We start from the raw sequence: 18,709 nt of genomic DNA on the forward strand, positions 1-18,709 counted from the left end.
CTGGAAGAAGGACGAGGGATGCGATCAGGCGGCACTGCGCACGCTTGCGGCTCGCGACAACGGGCTGGGCAGGACGGTGTAATCCGAATCGCGATCGGCCCGTTGCAGCAGGCGCGTGCGCAGGTTGTTCTTGCAGGGCCAGTCGGCACCGTCGAGCAGCTCCTGCAGCAACGCGTGTGAGCCGAAGCGGCGCTGGAAACCTTGCAGGGCCCGCTCCACGATCGTCCAGAGCCGGTCTTCCGTATGCGCATCGCCGTCGGCCAGATGGAAAATCGCTTCGGCCAGGTTGTTCACCAGCGTGCAATAGGCAACACGTTGCCACCCCAGTTCCGGCGTATAGAGCACCGAGGCCCGGGCCCGCTCCGAAAGCGTCGCCAGGCGTGCTTGCGGCCACGCGTTCTCGACCAGCTTGGTGCCTTCCAGATCGCGTATCCACAGCCGGGTCGGCAGGCCACGGTCGAAGCCGATCACCGTGTTCTGCAAGTGTGGTTCGAGCACGACGCCATATTTGAAGAACGCCAACAGCACGCCATCCACCAGCAGGCCAGCGTAGGACGCGAACCAGTGCTCAAGCGCGTGGCCGGTGCCATCATGTCGCAGTCCCGGGCACGCCACGCGGTGCCCGTGCGGGTCGGTGGTGAACAGGGCGCCGGCGACCTGGGGGTGATAGCGCTCGCGTTGCAGCGCCGGAATCGTTTCGCGGTAGAGCATGCCGAAACTTTCACCCAGGTCGCGCACCGCCTCGGTATCGATACTGAGCGCGCCGAAGTCCAGCGTGCTGGCCGCCGGTTCGCCAAGAATTTCGAAGCCGGGTGCCTGCAAGGCCAGCTCGCGCCATACCGGCGTCAGCAGCTCGGTCAGCGCGACGGCACTCTCCAGTTCGTACCATGCGTTCTTGCGCACGCAGTTGGTCAGTCGCACGTGGATCGACAGCTTGAGGAAGTAGTCCAGGCGCGGGTGGTACATCGTGCGCACTGACGAGGTCGGCCACAGGGCCTCGCCGTGCATGCCGAGTGGTTCGATCAGCCCGGCGGCGCGTGCACGTTGCAGCAACGGGTGGGCGAGCACTCGCTCGACTTCCCAGGGATGGCAGGGGTAGAGGTCATCCGCGCCCGCCAGGCGCGTCAGGGTGTCGCCGGTGTCGCGTCCGAAATGTTGTCGCAGGCGTGGATCGACCCGAAACCAGTACAACGCAAACGCGCTACGGGTTTCCGGCGAGCAGGCCAGCACCTGGTCCAGCGGCACACCCTCGCGACTCTTGGGGGTGGGGTGCAACGCATGGCCCCATAACATCGATTGCTCGGCGTCGATCAGCGTATCGCCGCTTGCCATGGCCGATACGGCATGCCGCAACAAACCGACTGTCACCGCCACGCTGTTCTCGCTCTGCGCCAGCAGGTGCGCGGGGAAGCCGTGATCCGGCGCCAGCCGTTCCAGCAGGAAATGGACGGTCGTGCGCGCGTCGGCACAGCGCCATGGCTGTCCCGGACTTTTCAGGTAGGGCGCGGAGCAAAAGCTGCAACGTCCCAGTCGGCTGGCGTAGGCGATGCGCACGCACAACAGGTGACCGGCCTGTCCGAAACCGATGCGCAACAGATGGCCATCACCTCGCAGCAGTGCCGCCGGAGCGTCATGGCCACGGTAATCCAGCTGCGCTTGTCCGCGTGGCAAGGCGAACTCCCTCAGATAGCAATTCAACCAGTTGGCGATGGCCTGCGACTGCGCCATGGCTTCGTACCACTGTTCACGGATCGGTTGCTGCGACATGGGCTTGCCTCGTTGTGCGGGGATGGAAGACGACGAAGGCGACGGCCAGCGCGAAGGCGCTGCTCAAGGCAGCGGCGGCGAACGGTGCCGCCGGGCCGTAACGGTGAGTCGTGACGCCGGCGATCACGCCGCCGGTTGCACCGGCCCACTTGCCGCACGCATCGAAACGTCCGAACAGGCGGCCGGCGCGGCGCTCGGCATGACGACTCAAGGCTCGATTGATGCCGCTGAAGGCCAGCAGCATGCCCAGGCCGAACAGCACCCGCGCCGGCCACAGCCATGGCGCGCGGGTGATCAGCGCCTGCGCAACGCAGGCACCACAGAACAGCCCCAGTCCGGTGCACAGGCGTGCCCATGGCTCGCTACCCACGCTGCGCAGCCATGGCAACGCCAGCAGGTAGATCAGATGGGGCAGGCTGTAGAGCAAACCGGCCCGGCTGTCGCCGATCACGCCCAGATGCTCGCTGTAGGGAATGAAATAGGGAAAGGTGACCACCATTCCGAAATAGAACAGGAACTGCACGCCCAGCAGTGCGCCCATGTCCGGTGGCGTCGACGGGCCGCCCGGGTGGTGCGCTTCGGCGCGTGGTGCCGTGGTCGCTTCCACCCGATCCGTGGGCAGGGCGCATGTGAGCAGGAGGGCCAGCAGCGGTAGCAAGGCCAGGTAGCCATAAAGCGCCTGTGCCTGACCGCGAGCGGTGGCCAGGCCGAGCACGACCGGCGCGGTCACGATCGCCAATCGGGCCGAGAATTGGGTCCAGTCCAGCGCGCGTGACAGCGAGGCGCCGTGCGCCTGGGTCGACAGGTAGGCATTGGCGGCGGCGAGCGAGCCGCCGCAGCTGCCCTGGATGATCAGCGCCAGCACGAACCAGGGCAGAGAGGGCGCAACGCCGGCCAACAGGAAGCCCACGGCCAGGCCCAGTTGCGCGCGCAACAGCGAGAGCTTGCGACCATGCTTGTCGGCCAGCCGGCCCCAAGCGCCGGCGGTCAGCGCGGTGCAGACGGTCGGCAGCACGTAGAGCACGCCACTGAGCCAGTCCGGTGCGCCGGGAGCCAGCCCCTGCAGCACCCGTGGCATGAACAAAGGCATGCCCAGCGCCGTGAACGCGGCCAGATAGTGCGCCGCCAGTACCGGAGCGACGATGCGCATCAGCCGGCGATCCGCGCCGTCGGCGCGTCGATGTCGGCGAGCATGAAGTTCGGCGCGCTGTCGCCATAGAACTTGTTGATGTCGGCGGCGCCGGTGGCCGCCTTGCTGAGCAGGCTGCCCGCGCTCAGCAGGTATTTCACCGGCAGCCGGGGCGATGCCAGCAAGCGCTCGGCGGGCGCGATGTCGATGCCCTCGCCGGCCAGTTGGCGCAGGCAGGCGCGCAGGATGTCGCGCAGCGCGGCGTACATCGGGGCGCGCAGTCCGGGTTCGTATTCGGCCACGCCTTCCAGTACGGCCAGCAGGCCCAGTTGCAGGGTGATCGTGCAGAACATGCGCGCGAGCGCATCGTCGCTGTCGACCACGATGCGGGCATCGTTCAACGGGCCGAACCGCTCCGCCCCCGGCAGTTGTGCGTACAGGCGCGATGGCAGCACGCGTGCAGAATCGTTGTCCTTCATCAACAGGCGCAGCGGCGTACCGGGTTGATACACCAGCACGGCATTTTGCTGGTTCGCTTCCAGCGCGATGCCCCAGCGCAGCCACAGCCGCAGATGAACCTCGCACAGCAGGCGGGTGTACTCGCCCCACCAGGCGAGTGGATCGCCGGCGTGAAATCGCGCCGCCAGATGCATCGCCAACGGACGTCCATCCGGCATCTCGCCGCACAGCGCCGCGACCGGCACCAGGGTGGATTCGGGCAGGATCGGATAACGGCGGACCAGATAGGCCAGGTGCCGTGCTTCGCCGACATGGCCGCCATGGGCTTCGTCCACATGCAGGTAGCGCTCGCGCAGGGCCGGATCGATCGCCGCGACAGCCACCAGCACCTGTTCAAACCAATGGCCGTCGTACAGCGTGGAGGGTTTGATCAGGCGCAGGTTGAGCGATCCCAGGGTGCTCATGCGCAAAGGCAGCTTGATGTGCAGATGGGGATGGGCCAGCGGCATCACCGTGCGCACCGACAAGGTGGGACGCACCGGCAGCCACGCAAGCGGCGCCTTTTGGCTGCCGGCCGGCAGATCGTCCGCGTTCAGCGAGGACCAGGTCAGCGGATGCACCGGCAGCATGCGGTGACTCCGGTCGAGTGCGGCCGGCAGGCCGAGTTGGGCGGCGCGGGGCCAGAATGCCGGCGTTGGCGTCGTCAACGTCACCTGGTCGCGCGGTACGGCCAGCCAGTGCAATGCGAATTGCGGGGCGAACTCCGGCGCGTAAGCGCGCAGATCGACTTCGCTGAAGCCGGACTTGGCGCGCGCGGTCGGATAGAAGGGATGGTCCCGGTAGCTGCCGATGCGCTCGCACAACAAGGCACGTTCGGGCCAATCGGCATGCGTCAGCGCCAGAGCGAGCTGTTCGCGTTGCTCGGCATTGGCCCGCCTGGCTTCACGCCGGTGGGCGATGGCGCAGGCGGCCTCTTCGGCGTAACGGCGATGCAGCGCCTGTGTCTCCGGGTCCATGCCGCGGGCCAGGTGTTCCATCCAGCAGGCGCTGCCGGTTTCGTACGTGACGCTGCCTTCGGTTTCCAGCAGCCAGCCATCGCCGAGCGCGCGGATCGTCTGCATGAAGTCGTCTTCGCGCACCGGCAACCACAACCGGCCGTCAGGCAGATGGTCGATGCGCCACCAATGTCTCGGCAGTGCATTCGGCCAGGCCGCGGCGACACGGGCAGGCGGCACCGCCATCGCGCCCTGGCTGAACAGGCCGCGCACGTTCTCGCGCAGGCAGCAGTCGATGATGCGCCCGGCGATATAGGCGGCATCCTGTTCGGCATGCGGACTCATGCTGCTTCTCCGGCCAGGCTTTCGCGCCCCGGTTCGATCTCCCATTGCAGCGACGGTTCGATCGCAGTCAGCGCGCGGTCCAGCTCCCCGCTGTCCTCGGCGATCACACTCAGCCGTCCGAGGTAGTCCTTGTTCGAGTGGCTCAGTTCGATGTTGTCGCCTTCCGCGCGCAAGGGTGCGTAGTCGATCTGCGCGGATGCCATCGCCGTGCGCGTCGCTCCGATGGCACGGCGCAGCCGGCCGCCGCGGTCGGCCACGTAGTAACGCACCAGCGCTTCGCGCCACGTCGGCTGGAGCGGTGACAGCGGCTTGCCCAGATGCAGTTCGAGGATGGTCTCGAACCAGCTGCGCTCGAACATCCGATCGAGCAGGAATTCGCGTCCGTCGCCGATGCTGCGGTAGTTGATCTCGACCAGCACCGGTCCCTTTCCGGTAAGCACGAATTCGCTGTGGCAGACCCCGAAATCGACACCGAAGGCAAGCACCTGCGCCAACGCCTGTTCGCGCAGGTCGCGGCCGGCTACCGCGTTCCAGCGGGCCTCCAGTTCGACGAAATGCGGTGGCTCGGACAGACGCACGTCGAAGCCGCCGACGAGCTGGGTCTGCCTGCCGTCGGAGAGACTTTCCACCGTGAAAAGGGGGCCCTCGAGCCGCTGCTCCAGCAACAGTGCACGGCCCGGATGGCGTTGCCAGAACGCGTCGGCGTAGCGCTGCAAGGCCTGGGCGTCTTCACACAACCGCACGTCCTGGCTGGCGACGCCTTCGCGTGGCTTTGCCACCAGCGGCCATGGTGCATCGGAGGGAAACACCTGGCCGGGCATCAGGTTGTGGAACCAGGGACAGGGCAGGCCGCGTTCGCGCAGGCGCTCGCGCATGGCGGCCTTGTTCTTGGCTGCATAACAGGTGCGCCAGTCCTTGCCGGGCAGGGTGAAAGCGGCCGCGACCACGGCTGCGGCGGTCTGCAGGTGATCGCTGTTGGAAAACACGGCAGCGGGAGAAATGCCGGCGCCGCGCAACAGGTCGATCACCGCCAGCGGATTGAACACATCGCATTCGATCACCTGCATCGGCATCGCCGCCGTTCGCGCGCTGAAGTACGCCAGGTGTTCGAGTCGGTGATCGGTCAACAGGATCACCGGCAGGCCGAGTCGCTCGGCTGCTGGCAGAAACCCGTCGGTCACGGCGGGGTGGCAGACGTGGGCGAGGATGACCAGGGGAAATGCTTCCATGACGTACTCCGGGTAATGACGCGATCAGAAGGTCAGCTCGAGTCCTGCGCTGGCGGTGCGGCCCGGGGCCGGCTGGCGTCCCCAGGGGCTGGTGTCGATGCCGCGATACCAGTACTGCCGATCAAACAGGTTGTTGATCGCCAGCGTGCTCTTGAGCACATGGCTGCCGTGCGCCAGCAGGGTCTGCGTCCATTGCGCGTTCCACACCGCGTAGGACGGTGTCCGGCCGATCGCGGCGTTGGCATCTTCCTGGCGGGTGTTGGCGGCGTCGGTGTAGGCGCCGCTGTAGTAGTAACCCGACAGCGCCCAGATGCCGTGGCCGGCGAAGTACATCGCGCCGAGGCTGAACTGGTTGCGCGAGGTATAGGGAACCTCGTTGCCCCTGGCGGCGATCACCGCGTTGCTGCTTCCGAAAAGGCTGGAGCGCTGTCTGGCGTCCAGGTAGGCGTAACCGGCGCTGAGTTTCACACCCGGCAGCGCCGAAGGTTGCCAGTCCAGCGATAGCTCGGCGCCCTGGTGGCGCGTCTTGCCGATGTTGCGCCAACGGGTGCTGCTGTTGTCGAAGAGGATCTGGTTGTCGAAGTCGATCCGGTAGAGATCGAACTTCCATCCCAGGTTTTGCCCCGGCGTATAGCGCAGGCCGGCTTCGTAGTTCCAGGCCAGTTCCGAATCGAGATTGTCGCCAAGCACGATCGCGGTGACCTGCGGTGCGCGCAACGAACGTTGCGCGTCGGCGTACACATACCAGGCAGGGTCGACCGTGTAGCCGATGGTCAGCCCGGGCAACCAGTTGCGGATGTTGTTCCGCGTCACCAGCCCGCTGGCGCGATCGCGATACGTGGAGTCCAGGTGTTCGTAGCGCAGGCCGGGAGTGATCACCAGTCGATCGTCGAACACGCCGAACGCATCGCTGGCATAACCGGCCCAGGCGCGGTCCGAGAAGACCCAGTCGCGCACCAGCGAATAGACGCTGTCGTCGAGGTCGGTGCGGCCAACCAGGTAGCTGATATTTTCGCGCACGGCGCGAGCGCCCACGGTGATGTGCTGGCTGACTGCATCGCCATCGATGCGCAGGTTCAGGCGTGGCTCCGTGCCGTATACGCTGAAGCTTCGCGGCGCGCTCTGGCGCAGCTGCGGCGGTAGCTCCGGACGCCAGAATTCACTGGACAGGCGGCGTGCGCCGACGACGAAGTTGCGCTCGCTCTCGGAGCCGAAATTGCTCCAGCTGAATTGCGACTGGTCGAACGGTCCCCAGTCGCCGATGTCCTGCTGATAAGTCAGCGCGCTGCGCGTGCTGCGACCGCCGAACACGTCCATCGGCCGGCTCGATTGCCTGGGCTTGTCCCGATAGTCGGCGGTGGACAGCGCGCCGGCCAACTCCACGGAAGCGACATAGCGTTGCAGCTCGGCCTTCAACAGTTTGTCGCTGGCCAGCCACCACTCGGTGCGCAATCGGACGTTTTTCACGTCGGTAGCGCTGTGGTCCCGCCAGTGCTGGCCCTTGATCCAGTCGGCATCCAGTTGCATGCCGAACGTGGGCGAAAGGTAGCCGCCGGTGCTCAGCGAGGTGTCGCGCAGGTAGTGGCCGGCGCCACCGGCGGTGATCTTCTCGCCGATCGTGGTGGTCCAGTTTTCCGGAATCCGCTTGCTGACCAGGTTGATCACGCCGCCGACGTTGTTCGGACCGTACTGCACCGCAGCGCCACCGCGCACGATGTCGATCCGGTCGATCTGGTTCATGGTCACGGGGAACAGCGACAGGCTGGTCTGGCCGTACGGTGCCAGCGACAGCGGGATGCCGTCGAACAACACCTGCACGCGGCCGCTGCGGCTTTCGTACAAACCGCGCAACATGATCTGTGGCAGGACGCCCGACCCGGTCTCGTCGAGAATCTTCACCCCCGGCACGTATTGCAGGGCATCGTCGAGCGAGCGATTGGCGCCATAGGCCAACTGGTCGTGGCCGATCACCTGGCGGCTGCCGGCGTAATGCCCCGCGGCGATCTCGCTGGAGTCGCCCAGCACCGTGCCGGTGACCATGACGGCATCGAGTTTACGTGCCTGCGGGTGCTGGCCGGGCTTGCTGGTGTCGTCGGTTGCATAGGCGTTGACGGCGATCAACGCGCCACCGATCGCGATCGCAGGCAGGCACAGGCATCGGGCTTTCATGAGGAGTCGTCCTTGATGGGGAAATTCGGGAAACGCAGCGGCTGATGGCGGGTGCTAGTCCATGCGAAGCGCGCGGCGACGTGATCGCAAGGCTGCTTGCAGCAGGCCACGGTCCTCGCCGGCAAGCAGCCAGTGGATGTCGCCCTGGCTCAGCCAGTAGTCGCGCTGCTCGTCGTTGCGCGGGTTGGGGCAAAACGGAATGCCGGCAGCGCGACAGTCGGCATGCATCTGCCGAATAGCCGTCCATACCGATGCATGCGTGGGATCCGGCCCCAAGCCCAGGTCGAGCGCGAGATCGAGCGCGCCCTCCAGCACCAGCGATACGCCCGGCACGGTCAGGATCGCGGGCAAGTCGCGCAGTCCTGCGGCGCTCTCGATCATCGGCACGATGCGGATGTCACGACGGCTTTGCGCGATGTAGTCGCCCAGTCCGATCGTGCCGAAGCCGGTGACGCGACCACCGGTGATGCCGCGCCGGCCGAATGGCGGGAAATGCGCGGCGGCCACGGCCCGGGCGGCTTGGGCAGCGCTTTCCAGTCGAGGAACGACGATGCCCCTGGCGCCGGCATCGAGAACCCGACCGATCAGCTTCTCGTCAACTTCCGGCACGCGTACCCAAGGTTCGCAACCGCCCAGTTCGCAAGCGCGGATGGCGTGTTGCAGTTGGTCAGGCGACACCAGGAGGTGCTCCATGTCGAGCACCAGGAAGTCGTAGCCGGCATGGCCGGCCATCTCGCACAGCAGCGGAGCGGACACGGAGTTGAGCAGTCCAATCGAGCGGGGCATGGCGTCATCTGGGCAGCGGGGCGAAGTGCGCAGATCTTATTGGTAATAAGAATCATTATCAATAACAAATGTTGGTCATTGCGCCGGCGATGGCCGCGGCTACGCTCGATCATGCGTTGTGACCGCGAAGCGCGGACGCGACGATGCCAGGTCCCCGGCTCGACGAACTCATGGGACGGATGCGAAGGTGGTATCACGCATGCCTTGATCAGATGGCTGCGTCATGCCCGGCACTTCTGTCCCGAGCACCTCGAGATATCGATGCCCGGAGGAACGCCGGTACGGCGTCGCTCAGCCGCGTCGCCGCATACCGACACCGCTGACCGCCAACAGTCCTGCCAACACGAACACGATGCCGACCAGCTCCATCGATGACGGCTTTTCATGCAGGATCAACCACGCCAGCAACACGCTGACGATCGGCACACCCAGGCTGGACACGCTGGCCACCGTGGTCGACAACCGCTGCAGCACGATCGACCACAACCACCACGCCAGGCTCGACGCCAGTACCGCGCTATAGGCCAATGCGCCGATGAAGGGCCAGTCCCAGTCGATGCCACGCTGTGGCACCGCCAATGCCACGCTGCCGAGCGCGACACCGCCGACCAGCATCTGCCACGCAGTGAGGTTCAGTACCGACGGCGCGTGTCGCCGGAACATCCGCTTGCTCAACACCGTGCCGGCCGCCCAGGCGACACCGCCGGCCAGCGCCAGCGTGGTACTCAGCACGCTTCCCAGGTCATGCCACGGTTCGATGATGCACAGCAGTCCGGCGGCCGCCAGGGCCAGTCCAAGCCAGTGCCGTCCGGTGGGCCGGTCGCCCAGCAGCAGCCACGCCAGCAGCACCGCCCAGAACGGCATGGTGTAGGCGAGCAAGGCGACGTGGCCGGCGCCGCCATCGAGCAACGCCCACTGCTCCAGGCCCTGGAAGGCGGCGGTCTGGCACAAGCCGATCAGGATCGTCAGCAGCAACGGCGGCGGGCGCAGCGACTGCCGCGACAACAGCAGCGCCGCAAACAGCACGGCCGCACCGATCAGGTAGCGCAACGCGGCGAAATCGAATGGCCCGGCATGCGCCAGCACCTGCTTCATCACGATCCAGCTGTAAGCCCAGAGCAGGATGGTGGCGAGCAACGCAATCAGAGCACCGCGTGACGAAGAGGACGGCATGGGACACCCGGATGGAGTGAGGCGACAAGTCTAGCGGTGTGGGTTACGTTGTGCGGCACCCCACGACATCCTTCAGCCATGACCAAGACCACCGAACCGCAGCGTTGCCACTGGGCCACCGGCAGCGACGCCATGATGCGCGACTACCACGACACCGAATGGGGCATGCCGCTGCATGATGACCGCGCGTTGTTCGAATTCCTGTGCCTGGAAGGCGCGCAGGCGGGATTGTCCTGGCGCACCGTGCTGGCCAAGCGCGACAACTACCGCAAGGCGTTCCACAACTTCGAGATCGCCCGCGTTGCCGCAATGAAAGACCGCGAACTGGAAAAATTGCTGCTCGATCCCGGCATCATCCGCAACCGACTGAAAGTCTCGTCCACACGCGACAACGCGATCGCGGCACTTGAGGTCATCGACGAGTTCGGCAGTCTGGACGTCTATCTTTGGTCCTTCGTCGACGGCAAGACGCTATGCAACCGCTGGCGCAGCCAGGGCGACGTGCCAGCCAGTACGGAGTTGTCCGACCGCATGAGCAAGGCGCTGAAGAAGCGCGGCTTTCGTTTCGTCGGCACCACCATCTGCTACTCGCTGCTGCAGGCGACCGGGATGATCAACGACCACCTGGTGGGGTGTTTCCGGCACAAGGCGTGTGCCGAGGGAAAGTGAGAAGTCAGCCTGGGATTCTCGCCGGAGCAGAATATTGAAGATGCGCGATGTCCATGTCAGCGCCATCGCGCACGGTTCACGGCTGCCGGCCGCAGGCCGGAAGCAATAGACTGGGACCTTGAGTCCCCGGGAGTCTTCGCATGCGCAATCTGGATTTCAGTTCCTTGCACGGGCTCCTTTCGACATTGTTCGGGCTCGCGGTCATCACCTTGATCGGCGTCGGCATCCGCCTGCTGGCCATGCAGGTCATCCAGCAGCGTCGCGAGCGCGAGAACCGGCAGATCAACGAACGCCTGCGCACGCTCATCGCGGCCTACAAGACGCTGGGTGGATCCTTCACCGGCAATCTTGCGGTCGACCCCACGCATCTGCGCGACTTGCGGCGGCGGAGTGAGTCACTCGACAGGCCCGCGGCGGCGGATGCAGCGCCGGACAGCGAAGGGTTCGGTAGTGATCGCTCGCGCCGGATGCGCGACGCCGTCGAGGCGGCGCTGTCCGACATCATCCTGCTGGGCACCGAGGAGCAGGTACAGCTTGCCGCGAAGGCGGCCACCGAGCTTGCCGAGGGTCGCCGCACCCATACGGCGGAGCTTGTCACCTCATTGCGCGACTTCATCCGCAGCGTGCTGGATCTGGAACCGGTGCCTGCCCATCTTTCCATTCCGAAACAGGGCCCCACCCGGGTCGCTGCCGCACGCGGCAAGGGCGACAGCGGTGCGAAGGACGGCGCCAAAGGTGGCGGCGGTAAAGGCATGGGCGGAGGCGGCGGAGGTGCCGGTGGCATGGGCATGGGTCTCGGTGCAGGCGCCGCCGGCGACGACGGTCAGGACCATCATCCCTGACGTTGCGCATGGTCCCACGGTCGGGAATGCGCGTGGCGCGGCGCTTCCGGCAGGCGAGCCGAGACACGAGCAACAGTTCGCCGAAGTCGAATCGCAGGCGTAGTCCTGCGTCGAGCCATGGCGCGCGATGAAATCTTTCCCAGGTGATCGGCGCGTCCCGGTGTAACCATCCGCGAAGTTCGGTTTCCGGAAATCTCGTCGGCGAGCGCATCGTATGGACGTCCATTCGTGTTTGCGCGCGGCTGCAGGCATCATGGCAACTGTCTCCCGATGGGTTGCTCCCGTGTCCTCTCGTTCCGATTACGCGCCGGTGCTGATCGCGGTGGCCATGCTGGTGGTCAGCATGGTGTCGTACCAATGTGGCGCCGCGCTGGCCAAGCAGCTGTTTCCGCTGATCGGTGCGCAGGGCGCCACGGCATGCCGGCTGGGCCTGGGTGCATTGATTTTGTTGCTGGTGCGGCGGCCCTGGCGCTCGCCACGAAGGGCGCGCGACGTGCGTGCGCTGTGGGGTTATGGCCTCTCGATCGGGGCGATGAACCTGATGTTCTACATGTCGTTGCGCAGCATCCCGCTGGGCATCGCCGTGGCGCTCGAGTTCACCGGACCGTTGGCGCTCGCGCTGTTCGGTTCGCGTCGATGGCTGGATTTTGCGTGGATCGCGTTGGTGATAGCCGGGCTGGCCCTGTTGCTGCCGTTGCGCGGGCAGGCGCAGGCACTAGATCCGGTCGGCGTGATGTATGCGCTGGGCGCGGGCGTGGGCTGGGCGTTGTACATCGTGCTGGGGCAGAAGGCGGGGGCGGCGCACGGCGCGGATACGGTGACATGGGGTACCTCGATCGCGGCCTTGCTGGCGATGCCAGTCGGTATCGCCCACGCGGGTAGCGCCATGTTCGCACCCGCGCTGCTGCCGCTGGCGCTGGGCGTGGCGGTGCTCAGTTCCGCCTTGCCCTACTCACTGGAGATGGTGGCGCTGACCCGTCTGCCGACGCGCACGTTCGGCACGTTGCTGAGCCTGGAGCCGGCCATCGCGGCACTCGCTGGCGTGGGCTTTCTCGGCGAGCACCTGAGTGCACTGCAATGGTTGGCGATCGTGGCGATCATCGTGGCCGCGGCGGGTACGGCGCTCAGCGTGCGTCGTCCGGTGGCCGAGCCGCCGCTCAACTGAGCGCGCTCAGCGCGGGCGTCGCGACCCGCGCAGGCTGTCCACCGAGAAGCTGGCGATCTCGCCGCCGTCGGCACCGCGACGCGCCTGTCCCTGCGGCGGACCCCATGCATGGGCGGTGACCACCTCCCACGAAGCGGGGATGCGGCCGTCGACGCGCATGGCGTCGTACGCCGCCAGCATGCGCTGGTAGCGCGTCTTGCCGGTGAGGCCGCGCACGCGTGCACGATCGGCATTGGTGGCGCCGAGGCCCTGCAGTTCCTCCAGCAACTTGCGCGGTTCGCTGTAGGTGAGGGTGTAGTGGAACACGTCCAGTACCGGATCACGCAGGCCGGCGGTGAGCATCGCGTCGCCGACGTCGTGCATGTCCAGGAAACGGCTTACGTGCGGCTGCTGGTCGGCGTCGGCCCAGGCGGCGCGCAGTTCCTTCAGCGTGTCCGGTCCGAAGGTGGAAAACGCCAGCAGGCCACCGGGTTTCAGCACGCGCACGCATTCGCCGAACAAGGCCGGCAGGTTGTCGATCCACTGGAAACACAGGTTGGAATGCAACACGTCGACGCTGTGGTCGGCCAGCGGCAGCGACGTGGCCTCGGCGCATACGCGCATGAACGGCTTCAGCCAGCTGTTGTGCTGCTTGGCGGTGCGCAGCATCGGCAGCGCCAGGTCGAGCGCGATCACCTCGGCTTTCGGATATCGCTGCTTCAGCAACGCGGTGCCGCGACCGGTGCCGGCGCCGACGTCGACCACGCGTCGCGGGGTTTCCGTATAGAAGTCCAGACGTTCCAGCAGGGCGGCCTGCACTTCGCGCTGCAGCACGTCGTGCTGTTCATAGCTGGTGGCGGCGCGGCCGAAGTGACGGCGCACCTGGTGCTGGTCGAGTTGGAAGTCGCTCATCGAACGTGCTCGGATTTTGTGGGGTGCAGCAGCGGCTGCAACGCCTCGGCCACCGCCGCGGCATGGCCAAAGAACGGCGCGTGACCGGCCTGCTGGATCTCGGTATAGCTGCCGCCGCACTGAGTGGCTGACCATTGCATCGCCTGCGGCGGCACCAGCCGGTCGCGACGGCCGCTGATCCAGGCGCTCGCGGCGCGCAGGTCGGGCAGGGCGGCGCGGCGATCGCTGGTTTCCAGGATCCGGATGCCTTCCTGCAGCACGCGCAGGTCGGGCTCGCCGCGGGCGAATACCAGTTCGCGCAGATGGCGCAGTTCGGCGCGCGGATCGGGACTACCCATCGCCTCCAGTGCCAGGAAGCGTTCGATGGTGGCGTGGTAGTCGGTTTCCAGGTCGCTGGCCAGCTGGTGCACCAGCTTGTCGTCGGCGCCATGTGGCCAACCGGCGTCGCGCACGAACTTCGGTGTGGCGCACAACATCGCCAGGCCGCGCACCTGTTGCGGCAACTCGAGCGCGGCGGTCAGCGCGATGGTGCCGCCCAGCGACCAGCCGAGCCAGGTCGCCGGCGGTGTGACCTCGGCAATCGCAGCGGCGCAGGCACGTGGTTCCAGCGGCAGGCCGCAGTCGCGCGAATAACCGTGGCCAGGCAGGTCGACCACGTACATGGTGCACCGGGCTTCCAGCGCCTCGACCAGTGGCGCCAGTACGCCGCCGTGCATCGCCCAACCGTGCAACAGCACCAGCGGGATCGGTCCATCGCCGCGCTTGTCGATATACAGGCTCATGCGTCGCGATCCTTGTCGGTGCGCGTCGCGGGCATCGGGACATCGGCTGGCGCAAGCGTGCTGTCCACGGCAACGCGCCCGTCGAACACGAAACAGTCGCCTTGCCAGTGCGCACCGTCGGTCTGCTCGAGATACTTCAGGATGCCGCCCTCGAGCTGGTGGACGTGTTCCATGCCGAGGTCCTGCATGTGCAGCGCGGCCTTCTCGCAGCGGATGCCGCCGGTGCAGTACGAGACGATGGTCTTGCCTTCGTAGCGCGCGCGGTCGGCGGCGATCGCGGCGGGGAATTCGGTGAAGCTGGCGATGCGGTAGTCCACCGCCTGCGGGAATTTTCCGAGATCGGTTTCGTAGTCGTTGCGGGTGTCCAGCAGCACCACCTCGCGGCCGTCGTCGTCGTGACCCTGGTCCAGCCAGCGTTGCAGGGTGGGCGCGTCCACCGCGGGTGCGCGGCCGCCCTCGGGGCGGATCGTGGGCAGGCGCATGGTGATGATTTCCTGCTTCAGGCGCACGCGCAGGCGTCCGAACGGCACGTCGTCGGACAAGGATTCCTTTGGCGCGATGTCGGCGAAGCGAGGATCGTCGTGCAGGGTTTCCGTGAAGCCATCGATCTGCGCGCGACTGCCGGCAAGGAACAGGTTGATGCCTTCCGGCGCCAGCAGGATCGTCCCTTTCAGTGCGAGCGCCTCGCAGCGCGCGAACAGCCGCTCGCGCAGCACGGGCAGGTCGTCCAGGCTGATGAACTTGTAGGCGGAGATGTTGACGATCGACATGCGGGGGAGTCGGCGGAGCAGGTGGCGATTATACGGGGTTGCCCAACGGGGCTTGCGACGCGTCCGACAGACGCAGTGTTTCCAGCGCGCCCAACAGCCGATCGACGTGGGCTTCCTCATGCGCCGCCGACAGCGTGATGCGCAGTCGCGCCTGTCCGGCGGGCACGGTGGGCGGACGGATCGCAGTCACCAGCAGGCCTTGTCGTTCGAGCGCCTGCGCCGCGCCCAGCGCGGTGTCGGCGCTGCCCAGCAGCAACGGCTGGATGGCGCTGGCGGAGTGGGCCAGTGGCAGGCCGAGTTCGGCGGCGCCGTGGCGGAAGCGCGCGATCAAGCCGGCCAGTTTGTCGCGCCGCCACGTTTCCGATCGCGCCACCTGCACCGCTTCCAGCGCGGCGGCGGCCAGCGCCGGCGGCATCGCGGTGGTGTAGATATACGGGCGCGCGAACTGGATCAGGCCTTCGATGAGCGCGTCCGGACCTGCCACGAATGCACCGCTGCAGCCGAGCGCCTTGCCCAGGGTGGCCATCAGCAGCGGCACTTCATGTTGGCCCAGTTGGGCGGCGCTGAGGCTGCCGGCGCCATCGTCGCCGAGCACGCCGAAGCCGTGCGCGTCATCGACCATCAAGGTGGCACCTTCGAGGGCGCACAGCGATGCCAACTCACGCAGCGGCGCGACGTCGCCATCCATGCTGAACACGCCATCGGTGGCGAGCAGCGCGGCGGCGGTGGGATGCGATGCCAGCTGTCGCGCCGCGGCGGTCACGTCGGCGTGTGGATAACGCTTCAACTCCGCGCCGCTGAGTTGCGCACCGTCGAGCAGGCAGGCGTGGTTGAGCTTGTCCTGCACGCACACGTCGCCACGTGCCAGCAGCGCCTGCAGCACGCCAAGGTTGGCCATGTAGCCGGTGGAGAACAGCAGGGCGCGTTCGCGTCCGGTCCAGACGGCCAGCGCCTCCTCCAGTTCCGCGTGTGCGCTGCGGTGGCCGCAGATGAGATGCGCCGAGGTGCTGCCCACGCCTTCCTCGCGGGCGGCGCGGGTGAGTGCGGCGACCAGTTGCGGATGCTGCGCCAGTCCGAGGTAGTCGTTGCTGCAGAACGACAGCAGACGCTGGCTACCGCTGTGCAGCCACGGGCCGTCGACATGGTCGATCGTGCGCAGACGGCGCCGCAGTTGTGCGTGCTCGCGTTCGACGGTATGGGTGGCGAGACGCTGTAGCAGGTCGGGTCGGGGCATGCGTCAGAGTTCTGCGGGGGGCGAAGAGCACCCCTTCCTGACCGCCTGCTGCGCAGGGGAAGGGACCGGACCGAAGTTGCGCGCGCTGCTCCCTCCCCTGCTTTCAGGGGAGGGATGGGGTGGGGTGCTCTTACGCCGCCGCACTGCAGCCGCAGCCCTGTCCGCAACCCGCTGCCTCGGTGTCGAGGATGTCGGCGTGCACCGTGCCGGTCTGTTCCACGACTTCCAGCGGATACAGGTCGAGCCGGCGGAACAGCGCGAGGTCCGCCTCCACGTCGGGATTGCCCGTGGTGAGCAGCTTGTCACCCAGGAAGATCGAGCCGGCGCCGGCAAAGAAGCACAGCGCCTGGACCGCGTCGTCCATCTGCTGACGACCCGCGGACAATCGCACGATCGACAGCGGCATCAGGATCCGCGCCACCGCGATCGCACGCACGAATTCGAACGGATCGAGCTTGTCGGCATCGGCCAGCGGCGTGCCTGGCACCGCCACCAGCTGGTTGATCGGCACCGACTGCGGGTGTTCGGGCAGGTTGGCCAGCGCCTGCAGCAGGCCGGCGCGCTGCTCGCGCGTCTCGCCCATGCCGACGATGCCGCCGCAGCAGGTTTTCAGGCCGGCATCGCGCACTTGTTCCAGTGTGGTCAGGCGATCCTGGTATTCGCGGGTGTGGATGATCTCGCCATAGAACTCCGGCGCGGTGTCGATGTTGTGGTTGTAATAGTCCAGGCCGGCTTCCTTCAACGCTTGCGCGTGGCCGTCGCCGAGCAGGCCCAGGGTGGCGCAGGTTTCCATGCCCAGGTCCTTCACCGCACGCACGATCGCGGCGACCTTGGGGATGTCGCGATCCTTGGGCCCACGCCAGGCCGCGCCCATGCAGAAACGGCTGGCGCCGGCGGCTTTTGCGGCTTTTGCCCGTGCCAGCACGTCGTCGACCTGCAGCAGTTTCTGCGCCTGCACCCCGGTGTCGTAACGCGCCGCCTGTGGGCAGTAGGCGCAGTCTTCGGGGCAACCGCCGGTCTTGATCGACAGCAGGGTCGACACCTGTACCGCGTTCGGATCGTGGTGCTCGCGATGCATGGTATGTGCGCGATACAGCAGCTCGTTGAACGGCAGCGCGAACAGCGCGGCCACCTCGGCGCGGCTCCAGTCGTGGCGAATGGCGATGTCGGCCATGGAACGGCAACTCCCTGACAAGAATCGCGAGAGTGTGGAAGTCGTCCCGGAGTGTGTCAACCTGACTCATGGCGACGTTGGTTGACGAAGGCACGCGCCTCGCTTCACCCGTTACCATGGCCTTTACGGCCACCACAAGACTTCGGAGTGCACGGGATGACGGAAGGACAAGGCAGCACCGGCAACGTGCTCGCGGCTATCTGCAGCCTCTTTATCCCGGGGCTGGGCCAGCTGGTGCAGGGGCGTTTGCTCAAGGCAATCATCATGTTCGTGCTGGCGGCGGTGCTGTGGTTCTTCCTGCTCGGATGGATCATTCACCTGTGGTCGATCCTCGACGCGGCGCTGTACAAGCCGGGTCGCTGAGCACATCTGCGCATGGACGCGCTGAAAACATACTGGCGACGACTGCAGCAATTCGTGTTGCCGCTGCGTTGCCTGCTGTGCGGCGCCGCCGGGTTCGCCGGCATGGATCTGTGCGCCGACTGCGCGGCGGAACTGCCGCGCAACCGCAGTTGTTGCGCGCGCTGCGCGTTGCCGCTGGCGACCGGGGCTGCGCTATGCGGCGAATGTCAGCGACGCGCGCCGCCGTGGGATGCGGCGTGGGCACCGTTCCGTTACGGCTGGCCGCTGGATCGGCTGGAGTCGCGCTACAAGTTCGGCAGCGATCTCGCCGCCGGCCGCACGCTGTCGATCCTGTGGCAGCGCGAACCCTGTCCGATCGGGTTGCCACAGTTGCTGCTGACCGTGCCATTGCATCGCCACCGGCTGCGCCGGCGCGGCTACAACCAGGCGCTGGAACTGGCCCGTCCATTGGCTCGCGCACTCGACGTGCCGTTGCGCCACGATGCACTCGAGCGTCGCCGTTCCACCGATGCCCAGACCGAACTCGACGCGGTCGCACGCCGCCGCAACGTGCATGGCGCGTTCGCCGTGCGCGAAGACATCGCCTTGCCCGCGCACGTGGCGATCCTCGACGACGTGATGACCACCGGCGCCACCCTCGCCGAATGCACCCGCGTACTTCGACGCGCCGGCGTGCAACGTGTGGATGTATGGGCGCTGGCGCGTGCGCCGTCGCCGCGCGTCACCGGTTGAGATGGATCGGGCTGCCGATCGGCAGTGGATGGCTG

General features: G+C 66.7%; 17 protein-coding genes. 5 read left to right on the forward strand and 12 right to left on the reverse strand.

Going from position 1 to position 18,709, the window contains the following annotated elements; all coding sequences use genetic code 11:
- Positions 1 to 24 precede the first annotated feature (24 nt).
- The 7 genes from ACPPVV_RS01435 to ACPPVV_RS01465 all read right to left on the reverse strand — a co-directional run bounded on the left by ACPPVV_RS01435 (position 25) and on the right by ACPPVV_RS01465 (position 10,052).
- A complete protein-coding gene (locus ACPPVV_RS01435) occupies positions 25 to 1,767 on the reverse strand; it encodes an IucA/IucC family protein (RefSeq protein ID WP_426701706.1) in 1,743 nt (580 codons plus the stop codon).
- Positions 1,745 to 2,920 (reverse strand): MFS transporter, encoded by a 1,176-nt coding sequence (locus tag ACPPVV_RS01440; RefSeq protein ID WP_426703139.1) that lies wholly within the window; start codon positions 2,918 to 2,920, stop codon positions 1,745 to 1,747. The genes ACPPVV_RS01435 and ACPPVV_RS01440 overlap by 23 nt, the downstream gene beginning before the upstream one ends.
- Positions 2,917 to 4,695 carry an IucA/IucC family protein gene (locus tag ACPPVV_RS01445; protein ID WP_426701707.1) on the reverse strand — a complete coding sequence of 593 codons (1,779 nt, stop codon included), beginning with the start codon at positions 4,693 to 4,695 and terminating at the stop codon, positions 2,917 to 2,919. The genes ACPPVV_RS01440 and ACPPVV_RS01445 overlap by 4 nt, the downstream gene beginning before the upstream one ends.
- Positions 4,692 to 5,924 carry an ATP-grasp domain-containing protein gene (locus ACPPVV_RS01450; protein WP_426701708.1) on the reverse strand — a complete coding sequence of 411 codons (1,233 nt, stop codon included), beginning with the start codon at positions 5,922 to 5,924 and terminating at the stop codon, positions 4,692 to 4,694. The genes ACPPVV_RS01445 and ACPPVV_RS01450 overlap by 4 nt, the downstream gene beginning before the upstream one ends.
- Before the next feature lie 24 nt (positions 5,925 to 5,948).
- Positions 5,949 to 8,093 carry a TonB-dependent receptor family protein gene (locus ACPPVV_RS01455; RefSeq protein WP_426701709.1) on the reverse strand — a complete coding sequence of 715 codons (2,145 nt, stop codon included), beginning with the start codon at positions 8,091 to 8,093 and terminating at the stop codon, positions 5,949 to 5,951.
- 54 nt (positions 8,094 to 8,147) lie between these two features.
- Complete coding sequence (locus tag ACPPVV_RS01460) at positions 8,148 to 8,879, reverse strand: HpcH/HpaI aldolase family protein (protein ID WP_426701710.1); 732 nt, start codon at positions 8,877 to 8,879, stop codon at positions 8,148 to 8,150.
- Between the two features lie 291 nt (positions 8,880 to 9,170).
- Complete coding sequence (locus tag ACPPVV_RS01465) at positions 9,171 to 10,052, reverse strand: DMT family transporter (RefSeq protein WP_426701711.1); 882 nt, start codon at positions 10,050 to 10,052, stop codon at positions 9,171 to 9,173.
- A 78-nt stretch (positions 10,053 to 10,130) separates the two neighbouring features.
- Between ACPPVV_RS01465 and ACPPVV_RS01470 the strand changes: the two genes are divergently transcribed.
- The 3 genes from ACPPVV_RS01470 (at position 10,131) to rhtA (ending at position 12,728) form a co-directional block, all read left to right on the forward strand.
- Positions 10,131 to 10,721, forward strand: coding sequence for a DNA-3-methyladenine glycosylase I (locus ACPPVV_RS01470; protein WP_426701712.1), 591 nt, complete (start codon positions 10,131 to 10,133; stop codon positions 10,719 to 10,721).
- A 140-nt stretch (positions 10,722 to 10,861) separates the two neighbouring features.
- Positions 10,862 to 11,563, forward strand: coding sequence for a hypothetical protein (locus ACPPVV_RS01475; protein WP_426701713.1), 702 nt, complete (start codon positions 10,862 to 10,864; stop codon positions 11,561 to 11,563).
- A 283-nt stretch (positions 11,564 to 11,846) separates the two neighbouring features.
- The gene (rhtA, locus tag ACPPVV_RS01480; protein WP_426701714.1) at positions 11,847 to 12,728 is read left to right on the forward strand and encodes a threonine/homoserine exporter RhtA; all 882 of its coding nucleotides are present in this window, start codon (positions 11,847 to 11,849) and stop codon (positions 12,726 to 12,728) included.
- A 6-nt stretch (positions 12,729 to 12,734) separates the two neighbouring features.
- On the opposite strand, the gene bioC is transcribed toward rhtA, so the two are convergent.
- The 5 genes from bioC to bioB form a co-directional block, all read right to left on the reverse strand.
- The gene (gene bioC, locus ACPPVV_RS01485) at positions 12,735 to 13,619 is read right to left on the reverse strand and encodes a malonyl-ACP O-methyltransferase BioC (protein WP_426701715.1); all 885 of its coding nucleotides are present in this window, start codon (positions 13,617 to 13,619) and stop codon (positions 12,735 to 12,737) included.
- Positions 13,616 to 14,401: a pimeloyl-ACP methyl ester esterase BioH gene (gene bioH / locus ACPPVV_RS01490; RefSeq protein ID WP_426701716.1), complete on the reverse strand. Its 786-nt coding sequence runs from the start codon at positions 14,399 to 14,401 to the stop codon at positions 13,616 to 13,618. The genes bioC and bioH overlap by 4 nt, the downstream gene beginning before the upstream one ends.
- Positions 14,398 to 15,171 carry a sulfurtransferase gene (locus ACPPVV_RS01495; protein ID WP_426701717.1) on the reverse strand — a complete coding sequence of 258 codons (774 nt, stop codon included), beginning with the start codon at positions 15,169 to 15,171 and terminating at the stop codon, positions 14,398 to 14,400. The genes bioH and ACPPVV_RS01495 overlap by 4 nt, the downstream gene beginning before the upstream one ends.
- Before the next feature lie 28 nt (positions 15,172 to 15,199).
- Positions 15,200 to 16,405 carry an 8-amino-7-oxononanoate synthase gene (gene bioF / locus ACPPVV_RS01500; RefSeq protein WP_426701718.1) on the reverse strand — a complete coding sequence of 402 codons (1,206 nt, stop codon included), beginning with the start codon at positions 16,403 to 16,405 and terminating at the stop codon, positions 15,200 to 15,202.
- A 130-nt stretch (positions 16,406 to 16,535) separates the two neighbouring features.
- A complete protein-coding gene (bioB, locus tag ACPPVV_RS01505; protein WP_426701719.1) occupies positions 16,536 to 17,579 on the reverse strand; it encodes a biotin synthase BioB in 1,044 nt (347 codons plus the stop codon).
- A 156-nt stretch (positions 17,580 to 17,735) separates the two neighbouring features.
- Here bioB and ACPPVV_RS01510 point away from each other — a divergent pair, with 156 nt between their 5' ends.
- Together ACPPVV_RS01510 and ACPPVV_RS01515 are read left to right on the forward strand one after the other, a co-directional pair.
- Positions 17,736 to 17,942 carry a hypothetical protein gene (locus tag ACPPVV_RS01510; protein ID WP_426701720.1) on the forward strand — a complete coding sequence of 69 codons (207 nt, stop codon included), beginning with the start codon at positions 17,736 to 17,738 and terminating at the stop codon, positions 17,940 to 17,942.
- Positions 17,943 to 17,954: 12 nt separating this feature from the next.
- Positions 17,955 to 18,674, forward strand: a complete 720-nt coding sequence (locus ACPPVV_RS01515; protein WP_426701721.1) for a ComF family protein — start codon at positions 17,955 to 17,957, stop codon at positions 18,672 to 18,674.
- Positions 18,675 to 18,709: the final 35 nt, after the last annotated feature.

Origin of the sequence: Rhodanobacter sp. Col0626, assembly GCF_049994385.1 — a bacterium.
Taxonomy (GTDB): Bacteria; Pseudomonadota; Gammaproteobacteria; order Xanthomonadales; family Rhodanobacteraceae; genus Rhodanobacter.

Coding starts and splice junctions, on each gene's coding strand:
- ACPPVV_RS01475 (WP_426701713.1), top strand. CDS start 10,862: ATGCGCAATCTGGATTTCAGTTCCTTGCACGGGCTCCTTTCGACATTG.
- ACPPVV_RS01435 (WP_426701706.1), bottom strand. CDS start 1,767: ATGTCGCAGCAACCGATCCGTGAACAGTGGTACGAAGCCATGGCGCAG.
- ACPPVV_RS01465 (WP_426701711.1), bottom strand. CDS start 10,052: ATGCCGTCCTCTTCGTCACGCGGTGCTCTGATTGCGTTGCTCGCCACC.
- bioH (WP_426701716.1), bottom strand. CDS start 14,401: ATGAGCCTGTATATCGACAAGCGCGGCGATGGACCGATCCCGCTGGTG.
- ACPPVV_RS01445 (WP_426701707.1), bottom strand. CDS start 4,695: ATGAGTCCGCATGCCGAACAGGATGCCGCCTATATCGCCGGGCGCATC.
- bioC (WP_426701715.1), bottom strand. CDS start 13,619: ATGAGCGACTTCCAACTCGACCAGCACCAGGTGCGCCGTCACTTCGGC.
- ACPPVV_RS01455 (WP_426701709.1), bottom strand. CDS start 8,093: ATGAAAGCCCGATGCCTGTGCCTGCCTGCGATCGCGATCGGTGGCGCG.
- ACPPVV_RS01515 (WP_426701721.1), top strand. CDS start 17,955: ATGGACGCGCTGAAAACATACTGGCGACGACTGCAGCAATTCGTGTTG.
- ACPPVV_RS01470 (WP_426701712.1), top strand. CDS start 10,131: ATGACCAAGACCACCGAACCGCAGCGTTGCCACTGGGCCACCGGCAGC.
- bioB (WP_426701719.1), bottom strand. CDS start 17,579: ATGGCCGACATCGCCATTCGCCACGACTGGAGCCGCGCCGAGGTGGCC.
- bioF (WP_426701718.1), bottom strand. CDS start 16,405: ATGCCCCGACCCGACCTGCTACAGCGTCTCGCCACCCATACCGTCGAA.
- ACPPVV_RS01495 (WP_426701717.1), bottom strand. CDS start 15,171: ATGTCGATCGTCAACATCTCCGCCTACAAGTTCATCAGCCTGGACGAC.
- ACPPVV_RS01510 (WP_426701720.1), top strand. CDS start 17,736: ATGACGGAAGGACAAGGCAGCACCGGCAACGTGCTCGCGGCTATCTGC.
- ACPPVV_RS01450 (WP_426701708.1), bottom strand. CDS start 5,924: ATGGAAGCATTTCCCCTGGTCATCCTCGCCCACGTCTGCCACCCCGCC.
- ACPPVV_RS01460 (WP_426701710.1), bottom strand. CDS start 8,879: ATGCCCCGCTCGATTGGACTGCTCAACTCCGTGTCCGCTCCGCTGCTG.